The sequence below is a fragment of the Robiginitalea rubriflava genome (assembly GCF_052540725.1).
Window position 1 is genome coordinate 1,430,852 of record NZ_CP199309.1, and the last position, 11,989, is coordinate 1,442,840.

At 46.9% G+C, this 11,989-nt stretch carries 10 protein-coding genes; 6 read left to right on the forward strand and 4 right to left on the reverse strand.

The window, feature by feature from the left end:
- The first annotated feature begins 112 nt into the window (after positions 1–112).
- The 3 genes from ACT6NU_RS06540 (at position 113) to ACT6NU_RS06550 (ending at position 3,191) form a co-directional block, all read left to right on the forward strand.
- Positions 113–985 carry a hypothetical protein gene (locus tag ACT6NU_RS06540; RefSeq protein ID WP_445383660.1) on the forward strand — a complete coding sequence of 291 codons (873 nt, stop codon included), beginning with the start codon at positions 113–115 and terminating at the stop codon, positions 983–985.
- 121 nt (positions 986–1,106) lie between these two features.
- Positions 1,107–2,231, forward strand: a complete 1,125-nt coding sequence (locus ACT6NU_RS06545; protein ID WP_445383661.1) for an FG-GAP repeat domain-containing protein — start codon at positions 1,107–1,109, stop codon at positions 2,229–2,231.
- Between the two features lie 18 nt (positions 2,232–2,249).
- Complete coding sequence (locus ACT6NU_RS06550) at positions 2,250–3,191, forward strand: MBL fold metallo-hydrolase (RefSeq protein ID WP_445383662.1); 942 nt, start codon at positions 2,250–2,252, stop codon at positions 3,189–3,191.
- A 19-nt stretch (positions 3,192–3,210) separates the two neighbouring features.
- Here ACT6NU_RS06550 and ACT6NU_RS06555 read toward each other — a convergent pair whose 3' ends face one another.
- Positions 3,211–4,152: a DUF2268 domain-containing putative Zn-dependent protease gene (locus tag ACT6NU_RS06555; RefSeq protein ID WP_445383663.1), complete on the reverse strand. Its 942-nt coding sequence runs from the start codon at positions 4,150–4,152 to the stop codon at positions 3,211–3,213.
- 140 nt (positions 4,153–4,292) lie between these two features.
- Positions 4,293–4,727: a hypothetical protein gene (locus tag ACT6NU_RS06560; protein ID WP_445383664.1), complete on the reverse strand. Its 435-nt coding sequence runs from the start codon at positions 4,725–4,727 to the stop codon at positions 4,293–4,295.
- 321 nt (positions 4,728–5,048) lie between these two features.
- Between ACT6NU_RS06560 and ACT6NU_RS06565 the strand changes: the two genes are divergently transcribed.
- From ACT6NU_RS06565 to ACT6NU_RS06575, 3 genes are all read left to right on the forward strand, one after another.
- Positions 5,049–6,176, forward strand: a complete 1,128-nt coding sequence (locus tag ACT6NU_RS06565; RefSeq protein WP_445383665.1) for an FIST signal transduction protein — start codon at positions 5,049–5,051, stop codon at positions 6,174–6,176.
- A 5-nt stretch (positions 6,177–6,181) separates the two neighbouring features.
- Entirely contained in the window at positions 6,182–7,930 is a 1,749-nt protein-coding gene (locus ACT6NU_RS06570; protein ID WP_445383666.1) for an ATP-binding protein, read from the forward strand.
- A 188-nt stretch (positions 7,931–8,118) separates the two neighbouring features.
- A complete protein-coding gene (locus ACT6NU_RS06575; protein WP_445383667.1) occupies positions 8,119–8,682 on the forward strand; it encodes a hypothetical protein in 564 nt (187 codons plus the stop codon).
- A gap of 89 nt (positions 8,683–8,771) precedes the next feature.
- Here the strand turns inward: ACT6NU_RS06575 and ACT6NU_RS06580 are convergent, their stop codons facing one another.
- Both ACT6NU_RS06580 and ACT6NU_RS06585 read right to left on the reverse strand, forming a co-directional pair.
- On the reverse strand, positions 8,772–11,336 hold the full coding sequence (locus ACT6NU_RS06580; RefSeq protein ID WP_445383668.1) for a DUF2339 domain-containing protein: 2,565 nt from the start codon (positions 11,334–11,336) through the stop codon (positions 8,772–8,774).
- A 122-nt stretch (positions 11,337–11,458) separates the two neighbouring features.
- On the reverse strand, positions 11,459–11,881 hold the full coding sequence (locus ACT6NU_RS06585) for a DoxX family protein (protein ID WP_445383669.1): 423 nt from the start codon (positions 11,879–11,881) through the stop codon (positions 11,459–11,461).
- Positions 11,882–11,989: the final 108 nt, after the last annotated feature.

Genomic DNA, 11,989 nt, shown 5'->3' on the forward strand with positions numbered 1-11,989 from the left:
ATGGCGTACAAAAGGTATTTCTTATACGGTATTCAGTTAAAAGGCGTTTGCGGATATTTCGAAAGAAACGCAGCATGGGTCTTGGTTGGTATCCCTAATATAAGACACTTAAATGGCACTTATGGAAGTGTGGAGTTATTTGTATGTAGGGGTGTTTCATTCCGGTTTCGCATATGAAATTAAAATAAGTACTGATTTTGAGCGTTTTAAGAGCAAAACATTCACTTTTTCCATTATGAAACGATACATCCTCTTGCTCCTCACAGTATTCCTGTCCGGGATTTACGCAGAAGCACAAACCAAAAAAATAGCCATCGTTACTTTTTATGCCGATAAGCTAATCGGGGCCGATAAACTGGCAGAAGGGGCCCGCGCCTCCTTTTATGAAATGGCCGAAAAGGAAAACGAGCAATTCGATATTGAACCCATACTGATCAACTTTCACGAAGTCTTTAAGGAGGATTACCTTGAGTCTTTTCCTTTCGAAATTGTGCCCGAAGAAGAGGTAATCAACAATCCGGGCTACAGGAACTATGAACTTCCTTCCTCTATTACCGTTAACCCAAACCGTTTTATTTCTATTGACGGATACCAGGTACTGGTTTCCGGCGGAAATTTGCTTCGCTCCTGGCGGACGGAATCCCATATGCTGGAAGTCCTTTCAGACCTGGATATAGATGGGGTAATGTATATTTCCCTCTACTATACCTGGGAGCCAAAAATTGCACTTGGGGGAGTGGGTAATGTTGGGATCAAGGCCAATATCACCATGGAACTCTACAACAGCGAAGCAAAAAAGGTTTTCAGCCATAATGAGTCTGCTGTTTCCAAAAAGTCAGTCGCCCTGGTAGGCGCTGTACCCGTAATGAATTATGATAAATTGATCCCCATGTGCCAGAACGCCACTGAGATGCTGGTGAAGGACCTCAACAAGCGGATCCCCAAGCTGACCAAGAAGGTCGGGAAAAAGCTTATCAGCCGTTAAGGGAAGGGCCCGTTTAAACAACAATTCAGAAAAGCACCTCTTTATTTAGCATTTCTAAAATGCGATTGCAGATTGATAGTCTGCAAGTTAAGGCGTCCGGATTTTTTGTAATTTCCGGGGGATGCGACAACACACCATCTTATTGTGGGGCTTCCTGCTCTTCTTTCTCTGCAAATACGCCGGGGCACAGCAAATTCAGCTTCCAAGTTCCGGAAGGTTGATCCTTGGCCCTTATGAAGAGCGGACTGCCTCCGTATCCAGCGGAGACCTGGATGGAGACGGGGATACAGATGTGGTAGTTGCCAACGGACGGCACTGGCCCGGCCAGAACCGGATATTTTTCAACAACGAACAGGGGGTTTTTACAGTGGAGCTACCCCTTGGCGCCTTCCGCGCCACTACCTATGCAGCCGAACTGGCAGACCTCGACGGAGACGGGGACCTGGATATTGCAGTCGGAAATGATATGGCCCCGAATGAATTGTTTTTCAATCAGGGTAACGGGACGTTTTCCGCGGGGCCGAACTTTGGAGAGGCATATGCCCCCACCCGGAACCTGACCCTGGCAGACCTTGACGGGGACGGGGATGTGGATATCCTGTTAACCAACCGGGGGCGCCCCAATGAGATCTGCCTGAACGCAGGAGATGGCAGTTTCCCCGAAACCCTCGAATTTGGCAGTAGCGAAGATGCTACTATTGATGTGGAAGCTGCAGACATGGATGGGGATGGGGACCTGGACCTGATCCTGGCCAACCGTAACGCCCAGCCTAATTTTGTCTACCTCAATAACGGTAGCCTGGGGTTTACACAAAAAATCCCTTTTGGAACCGGAAATGACAATACCCGTTCGGTAAGCATCGCCGATGTGGATGGTGACGGTTTCCCCGATATTTTACTGGCCAACATAGGGGAACCGAACACGATTTATTTTGGGGATGCAGACAGAGGCTTTAGGCGAAGTATCGCTTTTGATGCTTCCAACTCCAATAGTTTTGCCATTACGGCAGCCGATTTTGACCAGGATGGGGATATTGATATCGCTGTCGGGAATGCGGGAAGCCCCAACCATGTTTTTTTAAACAGTGGAAAGGGCCTGAATTGGGAAGCATTGCCACTGGCAGAAGAGGAATTCATAACCTATGATATAATCGCTGTCGATATTAATGCGGACGGATGGCCAGACCTTATAGAAGCCAATTCCGATGCGGTAAACCGATACTACCTGAACCGTACACAGAAATAACCCACAAACCATACAATTATGACACTCACTCAACACCTAAAAATAGCTGCCAGGGCACTGCTAATCCTGTTTGCCCTTATAACCGGAAGGCCGTCAGTTGCTCAGGACACCCCCCTGGAATTGACTTATTTGGGCACAGCCGGCTGGATAATCACAGACGGGGATTTTACAGTGTTGGTGGACCCTTACATCTCACGTGTAAAGCTTGGGACCGGCCCAGGTATCAGCCCGGATGACACCCGCCAGACGGTGATGCGCTCAGACTATTTTGTATCTGATACCCTGCTCATAGACAGCCTGATTACCAAAGCCGATTTTATTTTAGTGCACCATGCCCATTTTGACCACCTCTCGGATGTGCCTTATATAGCCAAAAAAACCGGAGCGAAAGTAGTGGGAACGGAAACCACCTGCAATATCCTTAAGGGGTACGGAATCCCAACTGAACAGCTGTATCCGGTTCGGGGCGGGGAGGACTATCAGTTTGAAAAGTTTTCGGTTCGGGTGATTCCCTCCATTCATTCTGCTTTAAACGATAAGCATTACCTGGATTCCCGAACCTATTCAGAGGTCCCCGAGGCACCGCTACGCGTTTCAGAATTTATCGAAGGGGGCTCCCTGATGTTCCTGGCCCGTTTTTCAAAGCATAAGGTGCTTACCATGGGGTCCATGAATTTTGTGGAGCGCGAATTGCAAGGCATTGCCCCCGACATTTTACTCGCCGGGGTGAACCAGTCTCAGTTGGGGTTGTATAATTATAACGAGCGCCTGCTTCGCGTTACGGGAAATCCCAAAGTAATTATCCCTACGCACTGGGACAACTTCCGCTTGCCTTACGGGTTTTCGCAGGAAGCTTCGGTAAACCTTAAATTGCTCCCCTTTAAAGAAGATGTAGCCCGGCTTTCCCCGGAAACAGAGGTCATTATCCCAAGACACCTGGGGACCATTCGTATAGAGTAAAGCCCCACAAAGCACTGGCTTAATGGCGAAGATATCCGCTGGCAGCTGTAAAGGCTTCCGGGTCCTTCATTAGCAAGACTTCCTGAAGTGCCGCTGCTTTATCGGCGGCCTGTTCGTAATAGGCCGCACAAATCTTATAGCCCATGGCATAGCCCAATAGTTTGGGGTGTTCTTCCTGTTCAATTGAATCCCATAACCAATACCCCTTTTCCTGTTGGGCAAGGTCTTCGGCAAACCTTTGCTTTAACTGATTTTCGTTTTGATGAATAAACTCCAGTGCTTTGTTTTGGGTGATTACTCCAAGCACTAATGATGTAATTAATTCTGCCCCGCCTTCCCGCAGGCAAAGCCCGAGCATGTTGTTGGGAGCCGAATACAGCGCCTGGTATTGTTGCCCGCCCATTGCCATGGCCTGCTGAAAATGGGACAGTTCATGGACCATTAACTGACGAAATTTTTCAGGCTTGTCCAGGACACGGGTAACCGTTATCAGCTGGCCGGCCTGGGAGGCCTGCCCTATCCCCCGGTTTGCCCCTACCAGTAAATAGGTGGGAGGATACATGGCATTGGGCATGACTTTGCTGAACTGACTCATGAGGGCTGTATAATCCCTCTCTGCGGCATTGATCTTTTCCATAAAAGCAGGTAACAGGGCGTAACGCTCCGGGGCTTTGGCGAGGGCATCCTTCAGGAGATCAGGGGTTAGCTGGTGCCGCTGCACAAATTCTTTCAGGCCAGCAGAGCTCTTATCAAAATACAGGGTTTGCAAAACGGCAATGGTATCCTGGTTGGTCTGCAATGCCCGATAGGCGTCCATAAAATGTTCCAGGTCGCTGTATACCAGTTTTGCCTGCTCCGATGTCCTCGGATAGTTAGGCTGTCCGAAACTTTGAATGCTCGCCAGCAGGCATATTCCCAGATAAAAAAGCCGCCTTGGGCTAAAAAGGCTTGGAAGAGACATCTTAACAGAATGGGTTGGTTTGTATACCTTAAAGAAGACTAACTCAGGAAATTGTTACAGCTACAAACCTTTTTAGAAATTGAATGTTGTGGTTGAATAATGTAGGTTTTCAAAAACCCAGGTATCGCTACCATCCCGGTCTAATTTGCAGGCAGGGTAGTGAATTCCTGAATAGGCCCTGAACCTCCTCCCAGATTTATAAAGAAATAAGGCCGGATATAATAGGTAGTGCCCGGTTGCAGGTTTTCAAGGAGTAAATCAAAAGAGAGTGACAGGCTTTCCCCGGCCATCTCACCGCTTGTCCTGCTGAGGTTTGGGGAAAGGCCATAGTACACTCCAGAGCTAAAATTGTAATTGAGTTCAGCACAGTCCCTGGGCACCACATAGCCCGAGACCACTACCGAAGTTGCCTTGAGCTCTGAGAACGTTAAGGGGCTGAATTTTTTAGCGCTGGAACAGTCTTCGCTTTTACTGCAACCAAGGAGGAGTAGTATGGAGAATGCACTAAAGCCTAAAAGTTTCCCAAGGTTGCCAATTGGGCCAGACAGGTACTTCTTGTAATGTTTCGTCTTCATGCTCATCGGATTTAAACTTGAAATTACTTTACCACACTCTTTAGATATCCCAAAACTTGCCTCTGGCAGGATGCCGGACAAATTCGAACACAGCCCATATCAGTCAAAATGTCTGAGTTTAACAGACCAAACAATCCTGTTTCAGTATAAATCCCCTGTGTTTTTGTCGTAGTCCCTGGCGATAGCAGGCGGGTAAGGCCTTTCATTTCCGATATTGGGGCGGCTCTACGACCAACGGTACAGATTTCAAGACAAAATGCAATTATTTAAAAAGCGGGACGTTATAACAGGACAGGTAGGAAAATTCTTATTCAAACAACCATGCAACGATACCAAACCAAACTGACAAGCCAGAAGGAAGTCTCCGATTTAGAGGTTTCCTTCAATCCGGACATCTTATTTTTATTTGTTTCCCCAACATTTCCCGATCCAAAGAAACTGGTTGGTGAAATGAAGGCAAAATTTCCCGATAGTATTTTATTTGGCTGTTCTACGGCAGGCGAAATTATGGGAAATGAAGTCTTTGATTCTACTGCTGTGCTCACTGCAGTCAAATTTGAAAAGGCTTTACTCCGAACTTTTTCAATAGACCTGGAACAGGATGCCGCAGACTGTTTTAGTGCCGGCAGAAAGATTTATCTTGGGCTGGAAGGAAAAGACCTGCGGCACATTTTTGTGCTGAGCGATGGATTAAACGTTAACGGGGCCGACCTGGTTAGCGGGCTGCAGTCCCGGGCCAGTGAAACGGTGAGTATTACCGGTGGCCTGGCTGCAGACGGTTCTGATTTTGGAAGTACCTTCCTGATCCACAATGGGGAGATCAAGTCCAAACAGATTATCGCCCTTGGATTTTACGGGGAAGACCTTAAGATTGGCTATGGCTCCAAAGGGGGCTGGGACAGTTTTGGAATTGAACGATTGGTTACCCGGTCCGATAACAACGTCCTATACGAGCTGGACGGGCAACCGGCCCTGGACCTTTACAAGGAATTTCTTGGGGACAAAGCCAAAGATTTGCCGGGATCGGGCCTGCTCTTCCCCTTGAGTATGCGGGATGAAAACAATAAAATCCCCGTAGTTCGTACCATCCTCGCCGTAGACGAGGAGGCCAGGAGCCTGACCTTTGCAGGGAACATCCCACAAGGATCCTACGTACGCCTGATGAAGGCCAATATTGATCGTATTATAGACGGGGCTGAGGAGTCTGCACGGATTACCAAAAGCAATACGGATTACCCTCATGAACTGGCCTTTCTGATTAGCTGTGTAGGCCGCAGGCTGGTCATGAAACAACTAGTGGAGGAAGAAATTGAAGCCGTAAATGAGGTGTTGGGGGAAGGTGTTATTACCACAGGGTTTTACTCCTATGGCGAAATAGCCCCTTTTGACAAGTTTTCACCCTGTACGCTCCACAACCAAACCATGACGATCACGACTATTTCTGAATGAAAAAAATGCATCGTTTATTAAAACGGCAACTGAAAAAGGTTCCCCTCAAAGAAGAGACCATTCGGGAAATAGCTCCCTTACTGGATCAGATTGACGGGGCCTATCGCTCTTTTGATACCGACCTGCATCACGTTGAAACGATTTTGGAGAAAAGCTCACAGGAGCTATATGAGGCAAACCAAAAACTCAAGGAAAGTGTTTCTGCTATTTCCGGCCGCCTCTCCAAAATTGCCGGAAACATCAATGAAGTAATCTTTGAAATGGACCTGAAGGGACACTGGTCTTATCTGAACCCGGCCTGGGAAAAACTGACAGGTCTGCCAGTGGCGGATGCCATTGGGCGGCCCTTCTATCACTTCTTAAAGGATGAAGAGGGCAAACCCCTGAATGATCTGATCAATCTGAATTGCAAAGAATTCAGTCCGTTTAGCAAAAACCTGAAATGCCTCATGCCTCAGGGGTTTTTTAAATGGATCGATATTTCCGTAAAACCCATTAAATCGGAAAAGGGTAACCTGGAAGGCTTTATCGGTACTATAATTGATATTTCCTTCCTGAAGGAGACCGAGCGCGAACTTATCCTCGCCAAGGAAAAGGAAACCAAGGCCAACAAGGCCAAGGATGAATTTCTATCGACCATGTCTCACGAGATCCGTACCCCGCTCAATGCGGTAATCGGGGTAAGTCATTTACTGTTGATGGAAGATCCTAAAAAGGAGCAGTTGGAGAACCTCAAGGCTTTAAAATATTCCTCTGAACACCTCCTGGGGTTGGTTAACGATATTCTTGATTTCAATAAGATCAGCTCGGGTTCACTGCAATTGGAGCACTCCGAATTCAGCCTGGAACAAATACTCAATGGCCTGTACAGTATGTTCTATAAAAAGGCTAAAGCAAAAAATATAAGCTTTGTTATAAAGCGGGATAATGCGCTGCCCGGCAGTATTATGGGCGACACAACGCGCGTCACCCAAATATTGACCAACCTGGTCAACAATGCCATCAAGTTTACCGAAAAGGGGCGTGTGGTGCTGGACATAGAACTCCTTGCTGAAACGGATTCGGACTGTGAGATCCGCTTTGAGATACGGGATACCGGCATCGGGATACCCCTTGACAAGCGCGATGCCGTTTTTCAGTCTTTTGCACAGGCCAATACCGACACTACCCGAAAATACGGGGGTACGGGTTTAGGCCTGGCCATATGCAAGCAACTGGTGGAAATTATGAATGGGGAACTTAGCCTCGAAAGTGAGGTAGGTAAGGGATCGGTTTTCAGTTTTGCTTTGCGCTTTGACAAGCCCTGCTCCAGCCGACTGCAATTGGAGGAACTGCAGGCAGATTATCTGGATGAGGAAGTAAATTACCTGGAAGGATGTTCTATTCTGGTGGTAGAAGATAACCGCATGAATACAATGGTGATACAAAAACTATTCGCCAGGTGGAAAATAAACCTTGAGTTGGCCGAAAATGGACTGGAAGGGGTAAAGAAAGCACACGAGAAGCGATATGATATTATCCTGATGGACCTTGAGATGCCGGTTATGAATGGTTTTGATGCCAGCCGGTCTATTCGGGAAACCGACAACTCGCTCTGCAAAGATGTCCCTATATATGCCCTTTCGGCTTCAGCCGGGGTAGATGTCAAACAAGAAATCAAATCGGCCGGAATGAATGGCTTTATAGGCAAACCCTTTAAACCGGACGTACTGTATAGAAAATTATCAAACATCATGATAGGGGACAGGAGCTGAAAAATATAAGCACTAGTTTGACAATGAACAATCTCACCTTTGGCAGTCATCTGCAATTTTTTACCGATTATCGTGTTTTGTATTTTTAAGGCTCAGCTTATCTAATTTTCTGGCGCTTGGACTGCCGCATTAAAATTTATTTATCAACATTTAGTTTTTAACATAGACAATCATAACAAATCAGTTTTATGAAACGCAGAAGTTCCCTGATCCAAAATGCTTTGATTCTTTTGACATGCTGCCTGAGCATTCCATTAAGTGCTCAGTGCGAGTTGTTTAAAAGTGAAATCGCAGATGTTAAAAACTACATTGATGAGGTAAGCCATTTTTCGGATTCCATGCAAACCTATGCAGAGTCTGCAGCCTTTGCCGCTAAATTTTCTGAAGCTAAGACCGATGCCAGAAAAGCAGAAGTGCTGGCCGGGGAAGCCCTTGCGGCAGCCTACGAAGCGGTTAAGCTTGCTTCTGAAGCGCAATACTATTCAGAGATTTGCGGGATAGACGCCGTGGTAAGCTTTTCAATAGATGCAGAGAGCCTTTCAATTGATGCCCGCGACTATGCAGATGAGGCTTTTACCAACGCCAAGAAGGCCAATACTGCCCGAAACCTGGGAGATATCCGATTCTTTATGCGCAAATCACTGGAGGCCGGAAAAGAAGCGCGAAAATCAGCCGAAGCAGCTGCCTATGCCGCATCAGATGCACATTATAGCTGTACCCACAGCGACCTTACGGCCAGTGGACAAAACTAATACGACCCGATTCTTAAAGTTGAAAAGCCCTGTAGCAACTGCTACAGGGCTTTTCTGTTTTTTGAAGCGCAATCCGATCCTTCTTGCTCCTAAAGTTTTTCCTTGAACCGATTGTACAGATAGGACACCACCAGCAATAATATCCCAAGGGAAACAAAGACCACAGTTTTGGAAAGCGTGTTCAGGTGGGCTATATCGTAAAAGAAGAGCTTTAAAAGCGTAAAGGCGAACAGGGCGATAGCCGCAACCCTCAGATGCTTTTTTCGCTTCCAGATACCCAGACCCACCAGTAGCAGAGCATAGACCCCCCATAGAATAGAGATCCACAATTTGTAAACATTGGCGGCCCCTGAAATATCAAGCCAATGCAACAATTCACTGGTGGCCAGCCAAACCCCGCAGAGCGCCAGTATCAGATCAAAAGTACCGTTGGCCAATAGTGCCGAATGGAAACGCTTCAGGTTTTTAAAGGCAGAGTACAACAATAATACAAGGAATAAGATTACAAGGTATCGGATCCCGATAGGGAATCCGGCGCTTAAGAAAGCCGGAAAGTCTTCTTCTGAAAGTACTGCCTCCCGAAGTTCACTAAGGGAATAAAGACCTGTGGTAAAAAAAGCCAGAAGGACTACCCCTTGTAATAGCAGGGTGACGCTACCCAAAGGCTGGCTTTTTAGTCGGGAAATATTAAGAAAACTGAGCCCGCTGAAAAAGGTAAAACTATATATGAGCAACCAAACAGCCTTGAAGGAGTCTGTCAGGGCTCGTAATGCCCAGGGGGAGCTATTCCTGGACCAGGGCAGCAGATCAGGGTTCAAGCCAGCATAAACCTGGTTCCAATAATTGGATATTTCCACTGCGAAGCCCGTAAAGAGGACCAGTAAAAAGATTCCTCCAAGGCTGTAACTGAGCAGTGGCTCTTTGGAATCTGGACCACTTTGAACTTGAGATCCCGGGACCTTGTGGAATAAGTAATTGATAAAGGCCAGCCCCGCTGCGCATAAAAGGGAGCTCAGCAAAACCACATTGAAAAAGGGAAGGTAGTCAACCGTATCCACAACGTTTTGGGAGGCCTGGGAGGCCATTCCCCAATCCTGTACCAGGCTTAGCACGGCCAGGACAATCAGGGGGTAAGCCATTTGTTCGTAAATAGGTGCCTGCTTCTTTCTCCCGATCCAGAACAACAGCACTGCCTCGCCCATCCATAGCAGAGTTACCCAGTTCCCGTCCAGTTGCACGGGGATACTTATGGTAAGGAAGATCATTGCCAGGCCGCTCAAGAGATAAAAGACATTCCGGTCTGCCAGTCTTTGGCGGTAGATAAGCAAGCCAACGCAGCCGTGTATCACTGCATTGAGTAAGGTAAAGGCACCGAGATAGCTCACAGTTTCAGGGCTGTTTTGCAACAGGTCGTATCCAATGCCGTAAAAGAGGAAAGCATTACCCAGCAGCAAAAAGACATCCAGCCAGTTGAAGGTTTCCTTCTTTAGCAGTTTATAGGCCAGGAAACTACAGTAAAACAACAGGAAGAAAAGTGTTAAGAACAACCAGGCCAGACTTTCATGTCTTGTCAACTCATAGGCGCTTACATACCAGGTGAAAAAAATGAGCCAGGTCATTCCAAAAGAAAACACGGACAATAGCTTCCAGTATTTGCGCAGTGCAATAAACAGTATCCCGAGATTGATGATGGCTATATAGGAGAACAGGACCATGGCCTGCCCCTTGCCTTCACTCAGTAAAAAGGGGACAGCATAAGCCCCAACCATCCCTATATGCGCGATGATCTGTTGATCGTATTTCAGGGCGGCATAGACCGTGCCAATGGTAAAAAGCACCATAAGTGCAAAAGCTGCGGTCTGAGGCCATAAATCGTAATAGGTATAGGCGATGTAGGTCACAAAGTAGAAAAGCGCCATGGCACCACTTACCAGGACAGCACTGAACTTTTCATAGCTGACCCGTAAACGGACTCCGGCCAATAAAAGCAAGCTAGCGGTCAGATACCCCAGGATAACCCGAACCAGGGGGCTGATCAGTCCTTTTTCAATGGAGTATTTGGCACCTATCCCGAACCCGATAATCAGGATCACTACCCCAATTTTACTGATAAGGCTCTCGCCAATATATTTTTCAAGATTAAAGGCCGTTCCTGGCGGGGGTGAAACAGGGGCTGTTCTGGCATGCTCTGCGTCCTGGGAATCCGATGCCGGGGATATCACTTGTTCTTTTGGGGAGGATGTAGAAAAATCAGATCTTTTTGGGGCCGGGATGGGAGAAGAAGGAACCACAACCCACAGGAACAGATAAACGATAGCCCCAATGCAAAAAACAAGTGCAAAAAGTATCCAAATCAGTCGCATCAGTGCCAGGTTTATTCCCGTATATTCCGAGAGGCCGGCACAGACACCCCCCAGTATTTGTTTTGAAGGCAGCCGGTAAAACCTCCGGGCCGGTTTTTCTGTAGATTCTGTTGTCGCTTTAGGTGAAACTTGCTGAACTTTCTGGGTATTTTCAGAAGCCTTAGGCCTGGAACGCAAATCCGCAAGGGCCTTCTGTAGTTCTTTAATTTCCTCTGTGAATTTAGCCTGCTGTTTTACCAGAAGATTGAGTCTTTCCTCCAGTTGTTTGAGTTCTTCCCCCTTTGAATTCATTTGTACTGGCTTCTGGCGGGCGTTTGACAATTAAGCCGCTGTTAGGGCTAAGATAGGATATTCACCGAGATTTCGGTTTCTGGAGGCCTTTTTGGCAAGATAAGACGCAGCTGGCAGGGAGTTTATTTCTGCATTTTAAGATAGTAATCCACAGAGTGTTTCCCGGAACCGTAAAAAAGGAAGAAAAGGCATACCAGCAAAACCCCAAAGGCGAGGAAAAACTCCCCTGAATGCCATTCCCCCAAAAAATTAGCCATAACGGCCCCGAAAAGAATGGGTATCTGCAAGGCTGCCGCCCATCGGGTAAGTAGCCCTATGATAATAAAAATGCCCCCGACAAAGTGGGCCCCAACAATATAATGCATGATCATCCAGCTCCCCGGCCAGTTCTGAAAAGGCCTTATTACTTCCGAAAAGGCCTGCTGATTGGACATGAAAATGGCCATCTTGTAGATGAGAAATGCGCCAAGCAGAATCCTGAGAAGGTCCAGGGCATAATAGGTATGCGCATTGGCCCATTTGTTAAGTGTTTTAATCCGTCCCATCTCTGCATATATCACTTCACTTAAGTTACTGAAAATAAGCGATATAATTGAAAATTTAACACAGTTCTTCGATTTGGCATCGAAAAAAAATGGAATAGCGTAATTAAA